The 20,172-nt window shown below is 63.1% G+C and carries 19 protein-coding genes; 11 read left to right on the top strand and 8 right to left on the bottom strand.

Going from position 1 to position 20,172, the window contains the following annotated elements:
* The first annotated feature begins 1 nt into the window (after position 1).
* From gspI to LMG28727_RS17600, 6 genes are read left to right on the top strand one after another with little or no spacing between them, the layout of a single operon-like run.
* Entirely contained in the window at positions 2 to 418 is a 417-nt protein-coding gene (gspI, locus tag LMG28727_RS17575; RefSeq protein ID WP_201643575.1) for a type II secretion system minor pseudopilin GspI, read from the top strand.
* On the top strand, positions 396 to 1,073 hold the full coding sequence (locus LMG28727_RS17580) for a PulJ/GspJ family protein (RefSeq protein ID WP_201643576.1): 678 nt from the start codon (positions 396 to 398) through the stop codon (positions 1,071 to 1,073). Before gspI ends, LMG28727_RS17580 begins: the two co-directional genes overlap by 23 nt.
* A 1-nt stretch (position 1,074) precedes the next feature.
* The gene (gene gspK / locus LMG28727_RS17585; RefSeq protein WP_201643577.1) at positions 1,075 to 2,283 is read left to right on the top strand and encodes a type II secretion system minor pseudopilin GspK; all 1,209 of its coding nucleotides are present in this window, start codon (positions 1,075 to 1,077) and stop codon (positions 2,281 to 2,283) included.
* Positions 2,284 to 2,311: 28 nt separating this feature from the next.
* A complete protein-coding gene (gspL, locus tag LMG28727_RS17590; protein WP_201643578.1) occupies positions 2,312 to 3,727 on the top strand; it encodes a type II secretion system protein GspL in 1,416 nt (471 codons plus the stop codon).
* A complete protein-coding gene (locus LMG28727_RS17595; protein ID WP_201643579.1) occupies positions 3,724 to 4,227 on the top strand; it encodes a type II secretion system protein M in 504 nt (167 codons plus the stop codon). The genes gspL and LMG28727_RS17595 overlap by 4 nt, the downstream gene beginning before the upstream one ends.
* A gap of 22 nt (positions 4,228 to 4,249) precedes the next feature.
* On the top strand, positions 4,250 to 5,029 hold the full coding sequence (locus LMG28727_RS17600; protein ID WP_201643580.1) for a type II secretion system protein N: 780 nt from the start codon (positions 4,250 to 4,252) through the stop codon (positions 5,027 to 5,029).
* A gap of 132 nt (positions 5,030 to 5,161) precedes the next feature.
* Here LMG28727_RS17600 and LMG28727_RS17605 read toward each other — a convergent pair whose 3' ends face one another.
* Both LMG28727_RS17605 and LMG28727_RS17610 read right to left on the bottom strand, forming a co-directional pair.
* Entirely contained in the window at positions 5,162 to 6,724 is a 1,563-nt protein-coding gene (locus LMG28727_RS17605; protein WP_201643581.1) for an efflux transporter outer membrane subunit, read from the bottom strand.
* A gap of 188 nt (positions 6,725 to 6,912) precedes the next feature.
* The gene (locus tag LMG28727_RS17610) at positions 6,913 to 7,272 is read right to left on the bottom strand and encodes a hypothetical protein (RefSeq protein ID WP_201643582.1); all 360 of its coding nucleotides are present in this window, start codon (positions 7,270 to 7,272) and stop codon (positions 6,913 to 6,915) included.
* Positions 7,273 to 7,522: 250 nt separating this feature from the next.
* On the opposite strand from LMG28727_RS17610, the gene LMG28727_RS17615 reads away from it, so the two are divergent.
* Together LMG28727_RS17615 and LMG28727_RS17620 are read left to right on the top strand one after the other, a co-directional pair.
* Positions 7,523 to 8,065: a MarR family winged helix-turn-helix transcriptional regulator gene (locus LMG28727_RS17615; RefSeq protein ID WP_201643583.1), complete on the top strand. Its 543-nt coding sequence runs from the start codon at positions 7,523 to 7,525 to the stop codon at positions 8,063 to 8,065.
* A 155-nt stretch (positions 8,066 to 8,220) separates the two neighbouring features.
* Entirely contained in the window at positions 8,221 to 9,783 is a 1,563-nt protein-coding gene (locus LMG28727_RS17620) for a DHA2 family efflux MFS transporter permease subunit (protein ID WP_201643584.1), read from the top strand.
* A gap of 83 nt (positions 9,784 to 9,866) precedes the next feature.
* On the opposite strand, the gene LMG28727_RS17625 is transcribed toward LMG28727_RS17620, so the two are convergent.
* The 4 genes from LMG28727_RS17625 to ada all read right to left on the bottom strand — a co-directional run bounded on the left by LMG28727_RS17625 (position 9,867) and on the right by ada (position 14,639).
* Positions 9,867 to 10,388, bottom strand: a complete 522-nt coding sequence (locus LMG28727_RS17625; RefSeq protein ID WP_201643585.1) for a hypothetical protein — start codon at positions 10,386 to 10,388, stop codon at positions 9,867 to 9,869.
* Positions 10,389 to 10,597: 209 nt separating this feature from the next.
* Positions 10,598 to 12,214 carry a glutamate--cysteine ligase gene (gene gshA, locus LMG28727_RS17630; protein ID WP_201643586.1) on the bottom strand — a complete coding sequence of 539 codons (1,617 nt, stop codon included), beginning with the start codon at positions 12,212 to 12,214 and terminating at the stop codon, positions 10,598 to 10,600.
* A 317-nt stretch (positions 12,215 to 12,531) separates the two neighbouring features.
* Positions 12,532 to 13,449, bottom strand: a complete 918-nt coding sequence (locus LMG28727_RS17635; protein WP_201643587.1) for a DNA-3-methyladenine glycosylase family protein — start codon at positions 13,447 to 13,449, stop codon at positions 12,532 to 12,534.
* Positions 13,446 to 14,639 (bottom strand): bifunctional DNA-binding transcriptional regulator/O6-methylguanine-DNA methyltransferase Ada, encoded by a 1,194-nt coding sequence (gene ada / locus LMG28727_RS17640; protein ID WP_201643588.1) that lies wholly within the window; start codon positions 14,637 to 14,639, stop codon positions 13,446 to 13,448. Before ada ends, LMG28727_RS17635 begins: the two co-directional genes overlap by 4 nt.
* A gap of 420 nt (positions 14,640 to 15,059) precedes the next feature.
* Here ada and LMG28727_RS17645 point away from each other — a divergent pair, with 420 nt between their 5' ends.
* The gene (locus tag LMG28727_RS17645) at positions 15,060 to 15,485 is read left to right on the top strand and encodes a VOC family protein (protein WP_201643589.1); all 426 of its coding nucleotides are present in this window, start codon (positions 15,060 to 15,062) and stop codon (positions 15,483 to 15,485) included.
* Positions 15,486 to 15,509: 24 nt separating this feature from the next.
* Here the strand turns inward: LMG28727_RS17645 and LMG28727_RS17650 are convergent, their stop codons facing one another.
* Both LMG28727_RS17650 and LMG28727_RS17655 read right to left on the bottom strand, forming a co-directional pair.
* Positions 15,510 to 16,064, bottom strand: coding sequence for a YaeQ family protein (locus LMG28727_RS17650; RefSeq protein WP_201643590.1), 555 nt, complete (start codon positions 16,062 to 16,064; stop codon positions 15,510 to 15,512).
* Between the two features lie 143 nt (positions 16,065 to 16,207).
* Entirely contained in the window at positions 16,208 to 17,185 is a 978-nt protein-coding gene (locus tag LMG28727_RS17655; RefSeq protein WP_201643591.1) for a LysR family transcriptional regulator, read from the bottom strand.
* A 185-nt stretch (positions 17,186 to 17,370) separates the two neighbouring features.
* Between LMG28727_RS17655 and LMG28727_RS17660 the strand changes: the two genes are divergently transcribed.
* Together LMG28727_RS17660 and LMG28727_RS17665 are read left to right on the top strand one after the other, a co-directional pair.
* Positions 17,371 to 18,819 carry an aldehyde dehydrogenase family protein gene (locus LMG28727_RS17660; protein ID WP_201643741.1) on the top strand — a complete coding sequence of 483 codons (1,449 nt, stop codon included), beginning with the start codon at positions 17,371 to 17,373 and terminating at the stop codon, positions 18,817 to 18,819.
* A 315-nt stretch (positions 18,820 to 19,134) separates the two neighbouring features.
* Complete coding sequence (locus LMG28727_RS17665) at positions 19,135 to 20,139, top strand: arabinose ABC transporter substrate-binding protein (protein ID WP_201643592.1); 1,005 nt, start codon at positions 19,135 to 19,137, stop codon at positions 20,137 to 20,139.
* Positions 20,140 to 20,172 lie beyond the last annotated feature (33 nt).

The raw sequence follows: 20,172 nt of genomic DNA on the forward strand, positions 1-20,172 counted from the left end.
GATGCGTCGTCGCAGCAGTTTGAATCGCGCCGGTCATGCCCAAAGCACGCAACGCGGCTTCACGATGATCGAAGTGCTGGTCGCGCTCGCGATCATCGCGGTCGCGTTGTCCGCGTCGTTGCGTGCGGTCGGCAGTCTGGCGAGCGGCGAGGCCGATCTGCATCGGCGTCTGCTCGCCGGCTGGAGTGCGGATAACACGCTCGCCCAATTGCATCTGACGCACGCATGGCCCAACGTCGGCTCGACGAGCTTCGAGTGTTCGCAAGGCAATTTGCAGCTGATGTGTACCGAAAATGTGACGTCGACGCCGAATCCGGTGTTTCGTCGAGTGGAAGTGATGGTGACGATGCCTGGGCGTTCCGGCAATCTCGCTCAGATGGTCACGGTGGTCGCGAATGAAAACAACCGCTCGCTCTGAGCGCCGCCGCCGATCGGGCGCGCGTGGCTTCACGCTGATCGAATTGCTGGTCGCGATTGCGATCATGGCGGTGATTGCCGTGCTGTCGTGGCGCGGACTCGACCAGATCATTCGCGGTCGGCAGACCATTACGAACGCGATGGAAGAAGAGCGCGTGTTTGCGCAGTTGTTCGACCAGATGCGAATCGACGTGCGCCACGCCGCCTCGGACGACGAAGCGGGCCAGGCCGCGGTGTCGCTGTCGGGCAATGTGTTGCAGGTCGTCCGCGAAATGGTTTTGCCGGGCGCCGCGCCGCGTTTGCAGGTGGTGCGCTATCGGGTGTCCAATGGACGCGTGACCCGTTATGCGTCGCCGCCGCTGGGCAATCTCGGCGATTTGCGGCGCGCATTGCGCGGCACCGAGGGCGAAGGATGGTCCGCCATCCCGCTGATGGGCGACGTCACGTCGATCTCCGCGCGGCTGTATGTACCGAAGGTCGGCTGGACCACGCAAATGGAAGATGTGCAGAGCGCGATCATCGAAGCCAACAATAATCTGAAGGTGCCGCAACTGGGCAATGCGCCGTTGCCGCGCTCGGTGACGGGCCTGGACGTGAGCGTGTCGGCGAAGACGTTGGCGCGGCCCGTCAAACGGGTTTTTCTGGTCGGAGAATGAAATGAAATTCTCTTGGTTGTCTACGCGACGGTTTTTGCGTGCCTCGCCGGCTGGCTTCGGTCAGCCGCAGGCGCCTGCCCTTTCGCGCGCATCCGCCACACGGAAAGCTCGCAGGGCATCGTCGCGGGCGCGACAGCAAGGCGCGGCGATCATCAGCGCGCTGCTGGTCGTTGCGTTGTCGGCGATTCTGGTGTCGGGCATGCTGTGGCGGCAACAGGTCCAGATCAGGCGGATCGAAAATCAGCGTCTGCTTTCGCAGGCGCTATGGGTGTCGCGCGGCGCACTCGACTGGACGCGGTTGATCCTGCGCTCGGAAGGCGATACGTCCGCCGGCATTACCTATCTTGGCGGCTTGTGGGGCGTGCCGATTGCGAAGACGCGTCTGTCCGATTTCCTTGGACAGATCGGCGAGGTCCGCGCGGAACAAGGCGCGGAAACTTACCTGTCGGGTTCGATTGAAGACGCGCAAGCCAAATTCAATCTCCGCAATCTGGTAACGAGCCCTGCACCCGGCGTGCTGCAACTGAACGCCGAGCAGATCAGCGCGTATCAGCGCCTGCTCGTGTCGCTCGGCGCGAACAGTCAACTGGCGAAGAACACCGCGGTGCAGGTGCGCGCGAGCCTCGCGCAATCGGCAACCCGCTTTCAGACCAGCACGTCCACCACCACTTCGTCGAGCACCACGTCAACCACCAACACCGCGGCCCAGGCGGTTCAGGGCGGTTCCACCGGCGGCGGCTTCACCGACAGCCCCGGTATCGACGACGACAACGACAAGGGGGGCGCTCCGCTGCAAATGATCAGCGTCGACTCGCTGCTCGACATTCCAGGCTATACGCCGGAAATGGTCGAGCAACTGAGGCCCTTCGTGACAATTCTGCCGACCCCAACAGCGGTCAACATGAATACCGCGTCAGCCCAGGTGATCTCGGCGATCGTGCCGGAAATGAATCTGTCGTCGGCGCAGGCTCTCGTCGCGCGCCGGGAGACCGTGTTCTTCCGCAACATCAGCGACGTACAACTCGCGTTGACCGGTTCCGGCGTGCAGTCGACCTCGATCGATCCGAGCGAAATGGACGTCACCACCAGCTACTTTTTGATTCATGGCCGCGTGCAGCACGAACGCGCCGAAGTGGACCGCACGACACTCGTTTATCGCGATGCAATGACTCACACAACGCGTGTGGTGCGAGTACAGGACCAACTATGAATAACGCAATTCCCAGAGAGAGTGGCCTTTGAGCACGCTGATCGTCCTATTGCCGCCGCGTGATCCGGCGGTGCCATCGCAGGAATGGCAACTGCCGGAGTTGCCGTTCGTCCTGCTCGACAAAACGGGCCGCACCCAGCGCGCCGGCCGCTCGGCGCTCGCGCTGCTGCCGCGCGCCAACCTGACGGTGCTGATGGTCGCCGCGCGCGACCTGCTGATGATGCCCGCGACGCTGCCGCCGCTGCGTGGCCCGAAGTTGCGTCAGGCGCTGCCCAATGTCGTCGAGGATCAACTGATCCAGGACCCGCAAACCTGTCATATCGCCGTCGACCCGCAACCCGTTGCGGGCGGACGGCAGTTGCTGGCGATCATCGATCGCGGCTGGTTCCGCTTTATCGTCGAAGCGTTCACCACGGCGGGTCATCGCAGCCTGCGCGCGGTGCCGGTGACGCGTTGCCTGCCGCAAGCGGCCGTGCTCGACACGCCCGCCGAAGTCGCGGAAACGGTCAGCGCTGGCGAACCGGTCGCTGTGGGTTCCGCCAGAGCCAGTGTGGCGACCTCGCTGCCGGGCGTGACGCCCGTCGTGGCGCCGGAGCTTGCCTCCGTCACGCCGATGGTGGCCGCTGTCCTTGGCGCGGTCGTGCAGACCGCGCCCGCGATGTTGCTGGAAGGGATGGTCGAAAGCACCACGCCGCGCGTCGAACTGGCGATTGCGCGTGGTGTGCAAGGCGAAGGGCTGGCGGTGCCGGCCACCGCGGTGAATTCAACGCTCGGCGCATTGGCCGGCGCAGCGCCCATTTCGCTCTACATGCTGACCGAAGTGCCCGGCAATGAGCCGAGCCTGGCGCCGAGTAGTCCGGCGCGGCTCGCGGCGCATATCCATGGTGCAAGTCCGCTGCCGTTCGAGCAACTGGCGCGGCGTGCGCTGGAGTGCCGCTTCGATCTGTGCCAGTTCGAGTTCGCCTCGCAGCCGTGGCGGCTCGACCGCTCGACGCTGCGCCGTCTGCGTCTGCCGATCACGTTGGCGGTAGCCGCGCTGGTGATCGCGATCACCAGCGCGAACGTGCAGTGGATGATGCTCGCGCGCCAACGCGATGCGATCAACACGCAAATGACCGAACTGCTGCTCAACACGTTCCCGAAGACGACGGTCGTGCTCGATGCGCCCGATCAGATGTCACATCAGTTGCAGCAGTTGCGGGTCGCAGCGGGTGAATTGTCGCCGGACGATTTCCTGTCGCTGGCCGACGGGCTGGCACGCTCGTTGTCGCCGGTGCCGGTCAACGGCATTGCCGGACTCGACTATCACGACCGTCGACTCGACGTGACCTTCAAACCCGAGGTCAAGCTCGACGCCGATTTTGCGAAGCGTCTCGCGCGCAATGGGCTGAGCGGTTCGATCGACAGCAATACCGGCAAGTGGACCATCAGGAACGGACAATGAAAGCTGAACTCGCTCAAACATGGGCCGGATTCTGGGACCAGCGCACCGAGCGCGAAAAGGCCATTCTGGCTTGGGGCGGTGGTGTGCTCGCGGTGGTGATCGCGTGGTCGGTACTGTGGGCGCCGGCGCAGGAAGGCCGCTCGCATCTGCGTGAAACGCTGCCGAGCCAGCAGCGGCAACTCGCGCAGATGACGGCGGAATCGAATGAGGCGCGTGCGTTGTCGGCGGCGGGTCAGGGCGTTGCTCCCACCGGCGCGGCGCTCAAGGACGCGCTGACCGCTTCGCTCGGCGATCACGGTCTTGCCGCGACGCAGGTGCAGGTCATCGGCAACGCGGTGCAGATCCAGATGAAGAACGCGTCGTTCCCGGCGTGGACAAGCTGGGTCGACGACGCGCGCAAGCAGTTCAAGGTGCAGGTCGCCGAAGCGCACATCACCGCGCTCAAGGACGACGGCCAGGTGGATCTGACGGCGTCGTTGCAGCCGTCGACCGCTAAATAACCGCGCCGTCACGGGATCTCGCATGAATTACTGGATGCGGCGCGTGCGCGTCGCGCTGCCCTGGCTGGTGATCGCGGTACTGTCCGCCGCAGTCGTCATGCTCACGTTGTTGCCGGCCGCGTGGATTACCCCGCAGTTTGCGAAACAGACGCGCGGGCACGTCAATCTCGTCGATCCGGCCGGTTCGCTGTGGCACGGCTCGGCCACGCTGATGCTGGCTGCCGGCTCCGACATGAGCGCGGCGACCCTGCTGCCTGGGCGGATCGAATGGACTACGTCGTTCTGGCCGTTGTTCACCGGCCGCGTGCGCATGACCATGCGGCACAGCGAAGCGATGCCCGACCCGATCACCGTCGACGCCACGCTGCGCACCGTCAACGTGACGCCGGGTGCAATGTCGGTGCCGGCTTCGTTGCTGGGCGGATTGGGTGCGCCGTTCAATACGCTCGACCTGCAGGGCAACGTGCAGTTGTCGTGGTCCGACTGGCGTAGCTTCAATCGGGAAGCGTTCGGTCAGTTGACGGTGACGCTAAACGACGCGAGTTCGCGGATTTCGCTGGTGAAGCCGCTGGGTTCGTATCGGGTGCTGTTTCAGGCGCAGGGCGCGTCGTCCACGCTCGATCTGACGACCATGAAGGGGCCGCTGATGTTGAGCGGCAACGGCACGGTATCGGCGGCTTCGACTTCGTTTCATGGGGTCGCCAGCGCCGCGCCCGAAGCGCGCGACAACCTCGCGGGGCTGCTGAATCTGCTGGGAAGGCCGACTGGGCCGGGGATGGTGGCGCTCACCTTCGTGCACTGAGATTAGCGACCTGGCAAGGCGGCCAGGTGTTGGTCACGCCTTCGTCACGCATGATAAAAAAAGAGGCATGAGCGCAATGTGCGTCATGCCTCTTCTGTTTTGTGATCGACGCCCGCTCGATCAGCGCCGAACTTACTGGTTCTGAACCTGTATCGGCACCGCCCCGCTCTGCGCAACGGGCATGGCCGACGACGCTGGCAACGGAGGCGGTGCGGCCACATCGCCCGTTTCGCGGTTCATTTGCGACACGTCCCAGCCGCCGCCCAACGCCTTCACCAAGCCCACCGACGACACCATCCGCTGACCGGCCAATGCCTCGAGCCTCTGCTCGGCCGTGAACGCGGTGGTCTGCGCGGTCAGCACGTTGATGAAGCCGACCGTGCCCGCCTTGTATTCGTTCGTCACGATGGCCAGCGCCTGACGCGCCGAATCCACTGCTTGCCGTTGCACGATGATTTCCTGTTCGAGGATGCGTTGCGACGCGAGGTTATCTTCGACGTCCTGGAACGCGGCCAATATCGTTTGACGGTAGGTCGCGACATCCGCGTCATAAGCGGCGCGAGCGGCGTCGGTCTGGGCCTGGCGCAGACCCGCGTCGAACAGGGTCGCCGCGAGTTGCGGGCCGAGCGTCCAGAAGCGCGATGGCGCGGTCAGCAATTGCGAGAACACCGAATTCTCGAAACCGCCGCTGGCCGACAACGTCAACGACGGAAAGAACGCGGCAATCGCCACGCCGATCTGCTCGTTGGCCGCCGCCGCCTTGCGTTCCGCGGAGGCGATGTCCGGCCGCCGCTCCAGCAGCGCGGACGGCATCTGCGCGGGCACCGCCGGCGGTGCGGCGGTGAGCGGGCTAGGCGGAATCGAGAACACCGACGCCGGCACGCCGACCAGCACGGCAATGGCGTGCTCGTCTTGAGCGCGCTGCACGCCGTTGTCGATGGCGGCGGCTTGCGCCGACTGCAACTGCGTCTGCGCCTGAATCACATCGGAGCGCGCCGCGACGCCTTGGGCGTACTGGTTCTGCGTGAGTTGCAGCGTCTTCTGATAGGCGACTACGGTGTCGTCGAGCAACCTTTGCGTGGAGTCGAGCGCGCGTAGCGAGAAGTACGTTTGGGCCAGCGTGGCCTGTGCCGACAGGCTCGCGTTGGCCAGATCGGCGGCGGCACCTTGTTGCCCGGCTTTCTGCGCGTTGACCGTGCGCGTGACCGAACCCCACAGATCAGGCTCCCAGCTCGCGTCGAGCTGTACGTTAAAGCTATTGCTGACGCCGGAACGGTTGGTGTTCGAGCTTCCCGTCGACGACACGCCGGTGCCCGAACGCGTCGCACCCGCCGACGCACCGACAGTCGGGAAATACGCGGCCCTTGCCTCGCCCACAAGCGCGCGCGCCTGCCGGTAAGCGGCCGCATATTGCGCGATGGTCTGATTCGCGGCGTTCAACTTGTCCTGCAGTGCGTTGAGTTGCGGATCTTCGTAAATGGCCCACCAGTCGCCGCGATCCTGCTGATCGGCCGGCTGCGCGACTTTCCAGCCCGGCGCAGCTTCCTTGAACGAAGCCGGGATCTCGGCGGCAGGCCGCTTATAGTCGGGGCCGACGGCGCAAGCGGCGAGCAACGTGGAGAGCGCCGCCGTTACCGCGATAGTCAGGGCGCGAGGCGCAAACGGCCTCGCGCGCGAGAGTCGATCAGACTGCATGCAATGAATTCCTTCTGGACGCCGCGATGCGGCCGATGGCGGCACCGTCGGCGGGGCGAGATCTTGGTCTGCCGGAATGTTAGCGTATGAGCCCGCGAGCGCGGGAAACTGAAAGGGTAATGCGAGGAAGAGTGCAGAGGTGTTACTTGGACGGCCGCGATGGTTACACGTTGTTACCGCTGGACGCGTTAAACCCGTGATTCCGTCGACTTCGCCTGACGGGCCTGCTTGCCCGCTGCTGCGCGGCACGGGGCATCGCCACGTGCGTGACACGCAGTGGTGGGCGTGACGGTGCTTGCCGGCACAAGGCTCGTAGCCGTGACCGACGCTGGGATCCTCGCCATGTCGGACCCAGCCTTACTGCCCTTCCGTCCCCGCCGATGCTCGACCCATGCCATGACCACCACCCCTACCGATCCACCCGGCACCACGACCAGCACGGCGAAAAGCGCGAGTTTCCACCAGCGGTTCGGGCCTTGAAAGCTGTTTAGTGCGGAATCGGTCAGAGAGCGGCCCAGGCCGCCAAGGGTGTTTTTAAGGTACAGCATGGGGAAATCCTTGTTTGCGCGCCGCGTGCGCGACGAGCAGAAAATCGGTCAGAACATGGTCTCGGGTGGCGCGGATCGCGCGTAACTCGTTGCTTGTCATAATATTGACTATGCAATCAAATTTCAAGATACTTCGCCCTACGCGCGGCGCGGCTGTTGTTTTTCAGTCGTATGCATGGCGTGAATGAGATTTGACTTGCCTGCTTAGGCAGCTAAACTCCGTTTTGCTCGTCGATGTTCCGGAAACACAATGACTGATGGCCCCTACAACGCGGACACGACTCCTCTGGAGTCGAGCCTCGGCTATTACCTGACGAAAGCGCGCAACGTGCTGGTCGAACGGACGGATCGCGCTGTCGCGCCGCTCGGTCTCACCGCCCAGCAGATCGGCGTGATCGTGATGCTGTCGTCCAGACGCGCGAGCACGCCATTCGAGTTATCGCGAGCAATGTCTTACGACAGCGGATCGATGACGCGTTTGCTCGATCGCCTTGAAAAGAAAGGCTTTGTGGTCCGCACGCGAAGTGATGCCGATCGCCGGATGGTGAAGCTGGAACTGACGTCACAGGGCCACGAAGCCGCGCGGCAATTGCCCAGTCTGGGCGCGGCAGTATTGAACGAGCAGTTGCGCGGATTTTCCGCCGCCGAACATGCGACGCTGATTGAGTTGCTGAGCCGTTTTATCGCGAACGGGCTGGATGGGCCGTCAGGATTGTGTTGCGGGTTGGGGCCGCAGCAGGACGCCGAGCCGGAGTCGCAGAAAGATTCGTCTGAAGGATCGTCGCCGGAATAAGGCGAGCAATCCGCAATCACCAAAGAGGCGCTTTTAAGAGCGTCATTGTTTGCAGATATCTGTCTGGGCAGAGGGTGTTCCGGCATGTAAGCACGCCATTCGTCAGGCGTGATAAGGCTGCCGTGACAAGCTTTCCCAGCTGAGGAGAAGAAAATATGGATGCCACGGCTTCCGTCGCCGCGCTGCCCGCAGCCGAACCCGCGCCGCTCAAGGGCGGAATGCTTGCGCTGCTCACCGTCGGCCTCGCGTTGGGCACGTTTATGGAGGTGCTGGACACCTCGATTGCGAACGTCGCGGTACCGACCATTTCCGGCAGCCTCGGGGTGGCGACCAGCCAGGGCACCTGGGTCATCTCATCGTATTCGGTCGCGTCGGCGATTGCCGTACCGTTGACCGGCTGGCTCGCGCGGCGGGTCGGCGAGGCCAAGCTGTTCACGCTGTCCGTGCTGCTTTTCACGGTTGCCTCGGCGATGTGCGGTTTCGCGCAAAACTTCGAATCGCTGATCGCGTTCCGGCTGTTGCAAGGGTTGGTCTCCGGGCCGATGGTCCCGCTCTCGCAGACCATTCTGATGCGTTCCTATCCGCCGGAGAAACGCGGGCTCGCGTTGGGTCTCTGGGCGATGACCGTGATTTGCGCGCCGATTTTCGGTCCGGTGATGGGCGGCTACATCACCGATAACTACACGTGGCCGTGGATTTTCTATATCAACGTGCCAATTGGGGTGTTCTCGGCGGTATGCGCGTTCATTCTGCTGCGCGGTCGTGAGACGAAAACCAGCAAGCAGCGCATCGACGCAATCGGCCTCGCGTTGCTCGTGATCGGCGTGTCGTGTCTGCAGATGATGCTCGACCTCGGCAAGGATCGCGACTGGTTCAACTCGACATTCATCGTCACGCTGGCGGTGATCGCGGTGGTGTCGATTGCGTTCCTGCTGGTGTGGGAGACGACGGACACCGAGCCTATCGTCGATCTCTCGCTGTTCAAGGACCGCAATTTCGCGCTCGGCGTGGTGATCATTTCGTTTGGCTTCATGGCGTTCTTCGGGTCGGTGGTGATCTTCCCGCTGTGGCTGCAAACCGTGATGGGCTACACACCGTGGCTCGCGGGTCTGGCGACCGCGCCGGTGGGCCTGCTCGCGCTGGTGTTGTCGCCGATGATCGGCAAGAACATGCATCGGCTGAATCTGCGGATGGTGGCGAGCTTCGCGTTTATCGTGTTCGCGTTCGTGTCGTTCTGGAACTCGACTTTCACGCTCGATGTGCCATTCAATCACGTGATCTGGCCGCGTCTCATACAAGGCATCGGCGTGGCCTGCTTCTTCGTGCCGATGACGACGATCACGCTCTCGAGCGTGTCGGATGAGCGGCTGGCGAGCGCGTCCGGTCTGTCGAACTTCTTCCGGACTTTGTCGGGGGCAATCGGCACGGCGATCAGCACGACGTTCTGGGAGAACGACACGATTCACCATCACGCGATACTGACCGATTCGGTGAACGTGTATTCAGCGAATACCAACGCATATAAGGACGCATTGGCGAGCCTCGGTTTATCCGGCGACGGCCTCACTGCACAGTTGAATCAGACCGTGACAGCCCAGGCCTATATGCTGGCAACCAACGATTTCTTCCGCATTTCCTGTGCGGCGTTTCTGGTGCTTGCCGTACTCGTCTGGGTCACGAAGCCGCGTAAGGGCGCCGGCCCTTCAATGGGGCATTGATGCGTTGATGCATCGCTTCAACGCATCAAACAAAGGCGCGCACCAGCGATAGTCCGCCATCGCCTGATTGCGCGCCTTCTTCACTATTGCGACATGGCCTCGCCATTCGCCGCGGGAATCGATTGACCTTGCGACGCATCCGGATGTGCCGTTGTCGCAGCAGGTTGCGACGGCGTCGCGTTACCCTGCGGCGCATTCGCGCCCGCACCGCTCTGTCCTCGCACGAACTCCTTGAAGTCCGCGCCCGCTTCCCACGGATTCGGCTTGCAGCCCATCGAGCCATCGCAATGCGCAGCAAAGCCGATGGTCGCCGTGCCATCGGGATTCGCGGTACGGGTGATCTGATACGCGAGCGCGCGTTTGCCACCATCCGGGCCAGCGGTCTGGATCAGCGAACGGGTCGCCGATTCGATTTTGTACGTCGAGTGGTTCTGCACCCATGTTTGCGCGCGTTGCCACCAGAGATCGCATTGGGCGCCATCCGAGCACGTCAACGGGGTGGTCGCGACCTGCATGACATCCGGATTGACCTGCCCTTGCGTCGAACACCCAGCCGCGGCCACACCGGCAACACACAGCGCGGCCAATAGAATTTTGTTTATCACGATAAGCCCTCCCTCGATGGACCGTTTCATGTGAGTTTGGACCATGGCATCGGTATGGTGTTTCACCTCGATCAGAGAATCGTCGGAACGCGTGGAGAATTTGCCGATCGCGCTCTGCGTCCGCCGTGTCATCACGTAGACGTTACCTGCGCGCAATAAAAAAGCGACCTGGCCGGTCGCTTTTGCATTCACTGCCTCAGGCACACTCGTCAGACGCTAAAACGATTTAACGTGTACGCGCGATAAGCTGCGACAAATGCGTCGAACGAACCGACTTCTTCGCGCTCCAGCTTGGCCTGTTCTTCGAGCGATTGCGTGGCGAGATCGCTGAACACTTTTGCCTGATCGGCATCCAGCGGACGCGAACGGAAATACGCGGCGTGCGCTTCGCTTTGTTCCAGACCAAATGCCAGGAAGCTCTGCTGCTTGTCGCGCATGGTTTGCAGCACACGCGCCGACGGTGTGAGCGACGCGTCTGCCAGCTTCGCGCGCTGAACCTGCACCGAGCGAGCGTGCGCATCGCCGCCCTGCAACGTGTCGAGTGCGGCAGCCGCTGCGTCGATCTTGGCGAGCAATTCATTCGCCCAGTCGATCATCGCAACCGGTTGACCGTCGCGGACCAGTTCAAGGCCGGGTTTGCGACCTTCCATCGTCACGCGGCCAAAGTTCTGGTTTGCTTCCGCATAGGAATCGGGCGGCAACAGTGCGCTGTCGTCGAGCGCGCAAACCAGCAGATAAGCATCGAGAAAGCGCGACGTCTCCAACGAAATGCCGCTCGGCTCGAACGGATCGATGTCCATGCAGCGCACTTCGACGTATTGCACGCCCCGCGCGGCCAATGCATGCAGCGGACGCTCGCCCGGATGCGTTATGCGCTTCGGACGAATGGTCGAATAGAACTCGTTTTCGATCTGCAATACGTTGGTGTTGATCTGTACCCACTCGCCATCGCGTTGCGTGCCGATCTGTTCGTATGCCGGGTACGGTTGGCTCACCGCTTTGGCAAGTGCGTCGAGATAGCCGGGCAGCGTGTCGTAGTCAGCGTGCAGTGCGGCCTGCGCTGTGGTGTTCGAGTAACCGAGATCGCTCATGCGCAGGCTGGTCGCGTACGGGCGGTACAGCGTGTCGGCGTCGAAGGTTTCCAGCGTGTTTTTTCGATCGCGGAGAAAGCGCCGGTCCAAAGCCGGCGATGCGCCGAACAGGTACATCAGCAGCCAGTTAGTGCGGCGGAAATTGCGGATCAGCGCAAGGTAACGTTCGGACTGGAAATCGACCGCATTCGCCGTGGATTGCTGGTCGGCATGCAGCAGGCGCCACACCTCTTCGTTCAGGGAATAGTTGTAGTGGATGCCCGCGATGCACTGCATCGTGCGGCCATAGCGCAACGCAAGGCCGATGCGGTACACGTATTTCAGCTTGCCGATGTTCGAGTTGCCGTAATTCGCAATCGGGATGCCGTCGTCGGTATCGGGCAGCAGGCCCGGCATCGAGTTGTTCCACAGGATCTCGTCACCGAGTTCCGCATAGACGAAGCGATGCAGCGTATCGAGTTTGTCGAGCGTGATCGCGACGTCCTGCTCAGCCGGCGTGATCAGTTCGAGCAAGGCTTCGGAATAGTCGGTGGTCAGCGACGGATGCGTGAGCGCCGAACCCAGCGCGCGCGGGTGCGGCGTCAATGCGAGTTGACCCGCATGGGTGACGCGCAAGCTTTCCTTCTCGATGCCGCGCAGGCCGCGCGTCAGCGCATCGCGCTGCGGGCCCGAAGTCAGCACGGACAGGCGGTGCAGGAACGCGTCGGTCGTGCGGGAAGATGTGGTGTTTGGCATTGATGCGAGTCGGGCGTTGTCGGCCGCCATGTGCCGCGTGACTGCATGCGGCAGCACTGCGCGGTTGACAACGTCCGGCGGAATTTTCAGTAGCGGGCACTTTAACATCTCGTTACGACGCCTGCTTGAGGCCGCTTCGGCAGCCTGGGCGAGCCCGCTGGTGCGCGGTCCTGGGTGCTTTTCAGCCGAACCCGGCGGTGGTGCACGATGTCGCTACTGTCCCACTCTACTCGCCGCCCGGGCCTTCCGCGATTCGCGTTTTTCCCTGAAGGGCCTTCCGTTTCCGCCACCATTCAGCTGTTGCGTTGAACGCCGGATCAGCCGCCACGCGTGGCACCCACGCGGTCTGCCACCTCGTTCCACAGATGCATCGCTGCATACGCACGCCATGGCCGCCACGCATCGGTACGCGCGCGTTGCTGGGTGGGTCGTACAAGCGACGGGTCGCGCGCGGTGATCGACTGCATCAGCACAAGGTCCCACGCCGGCCACGCGTCGGCATCGCGCCATGCGCGCATCGCGACATATTCGACCGTCCACGGGCCGATGCCGGGCAGCGCGAGCAACGCAGCACGCAAACTATCCGCGTCGACGGCATTGCTGTCGACCGGCACGTCGCCGGTGGCGACCGCGTGCGCGAAACCTTGCAACGCCGCTACACGTTTACCCGGCATGCCGATCTGCGCGAGATCGACGGCGGCCAAAGCGGCGGGGGTCGGAAAACGCCATGCGGTGTTCTCATGCGGATGTCCGTCGATGCGCTCGCCGGCGCGCTGCACCAGCCGCCCGATGAGCGTGGTCGCCGCCTTCACGCTGACCTGCTGGCCGACGATTGCGCGCACGAAGAGTTCGAAACCCGACCACGCGCCGGGCACGCGCAAACCGGGCACGGCTTCGACCAGCGGCGCGAGCCACGGATCGGCAGAGAGTTCGGCACCGATCTTTTTCGGATCGGCGCGCAGATCGAACATCTTTGCAATCGGGACGGCGAGCGCATCCGCGTGACGGCTCACCGGTCCTTCAATGCTTGCCACCAGGCACCGTTTGCGCGGATGCAGACGCACACTTAACGTGCCGCTATCGCCGGTCCAATCGATTGCGCGGCGGTACGCGCCGTCTTCGACGGCTTCGACGCCCGGCGTGGCGCGACCGCCGAAAAAGCGCAGCAGGCGCGGCCAGTCGAACGGTGCTTTGAACGGCAGTTCCAGGGTTGCGACATCGTCAAGCGTGCTCACGCGGCGTGGTCCAGTTTGGGAGGGACAGACGTTTCCAAATCGTCAAGGCGAGATTTCTGCGTGCGATCGCGATCATTCCGACGAGATGACGCATCGCTAGCGTGCTGTGCTTCGTTATCGAGCAACGCCGCCTTGCGCGGCAGGCCCCAACGATATCCCGCGAGCGCCCCACCTTTTTGTACGACACGATGACAGGGAATCGCCAGCGCCACGGGATTCGTCGCGCACGCGGTCGCCACGGCGCGCACGGCGCGGGGCGAGCCGATTGTTTCGGCGATCTGTGAATAACTGCGCGTTTCGCCGTACGGAATGCGCCGCAGCGCGTCCCACACACGCTGCCGGAACGAGGTCGCGGCGATATCCAGCGGCAGGTCGAAGTCCTGACGCGTGCCGCGCAGATAAGCATCGATCTGCGCGATGAACGGCGCCAACTGTCGGGCATCCTCCAACAGATCGGCGTTGACGAACTCGCCGCGCAATTCGTCGATCAGCAGCGTACTGTCGTCGCCGAAACCGATCTTGCAGATGCCCTTCTCCGTCGCCGCGACCAGCACGAAGCCAAGCGACGTCGGCGCGATCGCATAGCGCACGGTCAGTCCCGCTCCCTTACGCCGATACGCGGACGGCGCCATGCCCAGTTCGGCCGGCGCGCTGTCGTACATTCGCGATGGCGAGCCGAAGCCCGCGTCGAGCGTGGCCCGCGTGACGTCGGCCCCGCTGCGCAGCGCGTCGCGCAACGCGGCGCCCCGCTGTGCGGCCTGATATTGACGCGGTGAAACGCCCACGACGCGCTTGAATAACCGCTGAAGATGGAACGGACTGACGTGTACGGCGTCGCTCAATTGCGCGAGCGTGAGACGCCGCTGCGGATCGGCATCCAATGCGGCACAGGCGCGCTTCACGATTTCCAGTTCGCGCGGCAAGCCGCCCGGCTGGCAGCGTTTGCAATCGCGGAAGCCCGCGGCGCGCGCGGCGTCGGCATCGGCGAAAAAAGCGACATTCTCACGACGTGGCTGGCGCGACGCGCACGACGGGCGGCAGAACACGCCGGTCGTTCTGACCGCGTAGAAGAATGCCCCGTCGGCTTGGGGCTCGCGACGCGTGACGGCGGCCCAGCGCTCGTCGTCGGAGGCCCAGCTGGCGCTGTCTGATGCTCGGTCGGTGTCGGTAGGATCGGTGATGCCGTTCATGATGGTTCCAGATAGGCGGTCGAGGTCGATGCTCACCAATTTAACCAATATGCCGACACACTACGCCCCGGTTCTTGCTCTGTCATTGCGGTCATGTATCGGCGCAAGGCCCCGCCAGGCAGCCGTTACGTTAAAAATTATTAAAAACTGCGACAATTTGGCCCGATGTCGGGTTTTCCCTTAAAAAGTTATTGCGTCGCACCAACCCCATGTGTATATTAGTACCTGTCTCCTCCATGTCTCCTCCTGATATGGATTCAGCCCGCTCCACATAGAGCGGGCTTTTTTTCGTCTGTAGTTTCCCAATTTTTCCTTTCGATCCGGCCCTTCTGGTCGATCCCGGCATCTCCGCTCGCAGCGTGGCCCTTTCTTCTACACTGGCTAATCATCCGTTCTGCGAAACAGCGAGGGGCGTTCGACATGAAAATCCATATTCGCGAGATCGATCACGTTGTCATCCGGGCGACGAACGTCGAGGCCATGGCGCATTTCTATTGCGATGTCCTCGGATGCAGCGTCGAAAAGGAGCAACGCGATCTGGGCCTGACGCAATTGCGCGCTGGCCGCTCGCTGATCGACCTGTTGCAGGTCGGCGCGAAGCTCGACCACGCCGACAATGGCGTACCGGGCGCGGGACGAAATATGGATCACGTGTGCTTGCGCGTCGAATCGTTCGACGCCGACGCGCTCAAAGCGCATCTGGCCGCGCACGGCGTGCGCCTGGGCGAACAGGGAGTACGCTATGGCGCGGACGGCTTTGGGCCGTCGCTGTATCTGTTCGACCCGGAGGGCAATATGGTCGAACTGAAGGGGCCGCCTGAAGCGGCGCGTATGACTTCTCTCTGACCCTTTGCGCGTCAGGGCCAACCGTCAGGCGTTGGCCGGTTCCTTCAACACTGTCCAGGCGACCTTTACCGCATCGGCATCGGCGCTGCCGAGCCATGCTTCGCCGTCCTGCACCGTGCATTGCAAACGCATCGTGCGTTCCGCGAGCGAGCCGAGCGACGCAGCCACCTCTTCATCCAGCGACCACACCGTCACGTTGCGCAGGCGTTCCACCTTATTGCGCACGCCTTGCCACCAGATGTCGGAAGTCCGGCCACCGTAGGCGATCACGATCACTTCGTTCGAGCGTCCGCTCGCCTTGGCGATCCGCCGTTCCTCCGGCTGACCGACTTCGATCCACGTTTCGATCGCGCCGGTCAAATCCTTCTGCCACAAATCCGGTTCGTCGACGTCCGACAAACCTTTGCAGAATTCGAGGCGTTCCTGCGCGAACAGCGCGAACGCGGCGACGCGGACCATCATCCGTTCGTCGGTTTCGGAGGGATGGCGGGCGATCGTCAGCGAATGGTCGGCGTAATAGTGCCGGTCCATGTTGGCGATCTGCAGTTCCGCCTTGTAAATCGTCGATTTGAGAGCCATGCCGTTGCTAAACCAGGCGCTCGCTCCACCGGAGCGAACAGAAAAAGAATCGTCGACGGCGCGTTGCCGTTTTCCGTGTTTGTTGTACATCGCCTGCTTCTCCCCGGGCCGTTAACCGGCCGTCATACCAATGGGAGAAGCATTTATCGCGCCACTGCCGCCTCGGCAGGCGTGCCATAGACCTCGGCAGCGGCTTCCCGCAAGGCTTCGAGTACGACGGAGGCCGCGGGCGAAAGCAGATGCGACTGGCGCGTGATGATACCGAATGTATCCATCCTGCACGGTAAATCGATCGGAATACGCTTCAGCACACCGTACTGTTGGTACTGACGCGCCACTTCGTCAGGTAAAACCGCCAACATGTCGCTTTGAAGAAGCAGGCTCGAAATGGCCAGAAAATTGTTGGTATTGACCACATTTTGCGGCGGATTCAGCCCGATTTGCGAAAACACCAGATCAAAGCGATGGCGCAGCACGCTGCCCGGCGGGTGCAAAACCCAACTCGCATTGACGATTCCGCGCAGCGTCAAACCTGTCTCATTTTCGAGAGGATGGCCAGGGCGGGCGACCACACAGAGCGGTTCGTCGGCGAGCGGTTCGTAGCGGACTTCGGCTTTGAACTGGTTTTGCCGCTCCAGTACGCGGCCGATCATGATGTCGAGTTCGCCTTCGGCCAGCCGCGGCAGCATCACGTCCGAGGTTTCGACCTCGGTCCAGATCTGTAATTGTGGATAACGTTGTTTCACGCTGGCGATCGCGCGCGGCACCATCGTCGCAGCGGCCGCCGCAATCACGCCGATCCGCACCTGGCCGGCGAGACCGGCGCGCAGCGCGGAGATTTCATCGTGTGCATGGCTCAGATTGGATAGCACCATGCGCGCGTGCCGGATCATCACTTCGCCGTACAACGTTGCGTGCATGCCGTGCGGCGTACGGTCGAACAGGCTGACTTCCAGCATGTCCTCCAACTCTTTCAACAGCCGCGACGCGGCGGGTTGAGTCATGCCGAGCACGTCGGCGGCGCGGCGCACGTTGCCCTCCTCCTCCATCGCCGCCAGCAGCAGCAACTGGCGCGTCTTGAGCCGCGCCCGCACGAACCAGTTCGAATAGCTACGCGTCATGCATGTCTCCGAGCTTTTTTGTTGACCGTTGGAAGCCGATCCGCCGGAAGCTTCGTCCCGGTCGGGCACCATGATGCTATACCAGAATTGATATCTGGAAGGCCAAAAAAGGGATTGGAAAGTTATTGGGGCGGCTCATACCATTCGTGGACTTTTCGAACTTCCCACTTGGCATCTTTCCGTCGATGAACCGCGATCCACTCGTTCCGCTGGTTGCCAGCCCATTTCGCCATTACATCAATGGCGGATGGGAGACGGGCGCGACCACGGGTGTGTCGTTCAATCCGTCGGACCTGGACGAGCCGGTCGGCGAATACGTGCGGGCCGACGTGCGCCAAACCGATGCGGCGATCGAAGCCGCCCATGCGGTGTTTCGCGAGTGGTCGCTGGCGTCGGCGCAGCGTCGCGCTGACGCGCTCGATGCAATCGGCACCGAAGTGCTGGCGCGCCGCGACGAGCTCAGCCGGCTGCTCGCGCGTGAGGTCGGCAAGACGCTGCCCGAGGCCGCCGCCGAAGCGACGCGCGCTGGCCAGATCTTCAAGCTGTTCGCCGCCGAAGCGTTGCGCGCGCTCGCCGAGCCGGTGGCGTCGGCGCGAGCCGAGGTCGAGATCGACGTGACGCGCGAACCGCTCGGCGTCATCGGCATCATCACGCCGTGGAGCGCGCCGCTGGCGATTGCCGCGGCGAAGATCGGCGCCGCGATCGCCCACGGCAACTGCGTGGTGTTCAAACCGGCGGAATCGGCCCCGGCGTGCGCGGCGGCGCTGGCGTCGATTATCAGCCGCGCGGGGTTGCCCGCTGGCGTGTTCAATCTCGTGATGGGGAGCGGCCGGCAGGTCGGCAAGCGGATCGTCGCGCATCCGCTGGTGGCGGCGATCAGCCTGACCGGATCGGCGGAAACCGGCTCGCGCGTGCTGCAGGTCGCGACCGCTCGCCAGGCGCGCGTGCAGCTCGAAATGGGCGGCAAGAATCCTTTTGTGGTGTTGGCCGACGCCGATCTCGACAGCGCCGTCGATGCCGCGCTGAACGGCGCGTATAGCGCGGCCGGTCAACGCGGTACGGCGTCGGCGCGGCTGATCGTCGAGCGCGCCGTGTTCGAGCCGTTCGTCGCAGCGTTGCAGGCGAAACTCGCCAGACTTTCCGTCGATCACGCGTTGAAACACGGCACCGATATCGGCCCGGTCGCGAACGCCGCGCAACTGGAGCGCAGTCTCGACTACGTGCGCATCGGCCAGCAGGAAGGCGCGCAATTGCTGCGTGGCGGCGTTCAGCTGGAGCGCGCGACGCGCGGTTACTTCTTCGAACCGGCGCTATTCGTCGGCGAGCCCGAACACCGTATCGCGCGAGAAGAGATTTTTGGTCCGCTCGCTGTCGTGTTGCGCGCGGACGATTACGAGCACGCGCTGCATCTGGCGAACGACACCACTTACGGCCTGTGCGCCGGCATCTGCACGCGCTCGCTCACCCATGCGCGGCATTTTCGCCGTCACGCGCAAAGCGGTCTCGTGACGATCAATCTGCCGACCACCGCCGTCGAGCATCACGCGCCGGGTGGCGGCCGCAAAGCGTCCGCGTATGGCGCGACCGATGCAGCCTTCTGGACGGCCGTGAAAACGGCCTACGTGGCGGCTTGATCGTGACGCGTGACGTTCGCGTTGCCACCCACCGCGCGGTTGGCAGCAAAGCGGCGCGGCCCGGCGCGTGTGCCAGGCCAGTCGTGCGACGTGACGTGAAATACGCGACGCCGCGCATTGCTTACCCACGCTCTGGCTAACGCCGCCGAGCATGCCCCCCGCTGCGAAAAATGACATCAAAGCAGCTTTTTTAACCTCAGCAACTACGTTGTATGCGACAGGAGCAGGCGCTTCGCACGAGACCGGAGTCACACGCCACGGCGTGACCTCTGATCGACAGCCAAAGCGCTGATTCCAGATCAACAGGAGACAGACATGACCAGCAAGCTTCGCCGTTTGACCCTTACCGCAATCGCCGCCGCGACCCTCGCCGCCCCCTTCGCGCTGCAATTTTCCGCGCACGCGGATCAGCCGCTTAAAGTCGGCTTCCTCGTGAAAATGCCGGAACAGGCGTGGTTCATCAATGAGCAGAAGGCCGCGACCGCGCTCGGCCAGAAGGACGGCTTCACGGTGGTCAACATCGGCACGCCGGACGGTGAAAAAGTGCTGGCCGCCATCGACAACCTCGGCGCGCAAGGCGCACAAGGCTTCGTGATCTGCGCACCCGACGTGCGTCTCGGACCGGCCATTCAGGCACGTGCGAAGCGCTACAACATGAAGTTCGTCACCGTCGACGATCAACTGGTGGACTCCACCGGCAAGCCGCTCGCGAACGTGCCGCACCTGGGCATGTCCGCGTTCAAGATCGGCAATCAGGTCGGCACGGCGATCGCCGAAGAGATGAAGCGTCGCGGCTGGAAGCCGGAAGAAGTCGGCGCACTGCGCATCACGAACTACGAACTGCCGACCGCCAAGCTGCGCACTGACGGCGCCACGCAAACGCTGGTGGCCGGCGGCTTCAAGAAGGAAAACATCTTCGACGCGCCGCAAAAGACCACCGATGACGAAGGCGGCTTCAACGCATCGTCGCCGGTGCTTGCGCAGCATCCGAACATCAAGAAGTGGGTGATCTTCGCGCTGAACGAAGAAAGCGTGCTGGGCGGCGTGCGCGCTACCGAGCAACTGCATATTCCCGCGGCGGATGTGATCGGCGTCGGCATCAACGGCGCGGGCGAAGCGTTCGCCGAGTTCCAGAAGAAAGAACCGACGGGCTTCTACGGCACGATCGCGGTCAGCTCGACCAACCATGGCAAGGACAGCACGGAGAACCTGGTCGACTGGATCAAGGCGGGCAAGCAGCCGCCTGCCGATACGCAGACTACCGGCAAGCTGATGGTGCGCAGCAACTGGCAGGACGTGCGGAAAGAACTCGGTATTTAAGCGGGCAATAAGCGGTAAAGCGAAGCGGTATGG

It is taken from the genome of Paraburkholderia metrosideri (genome assembly GCF_904848625.1).
Taxonomy (GTDB): domain Bacteria; phylum Pseudomonadota; class Gammaproteobacteria; order Burkholderiales; family Burkholderiaceae; genus Paraburkholderia; species Paraburkholderia metrosideri.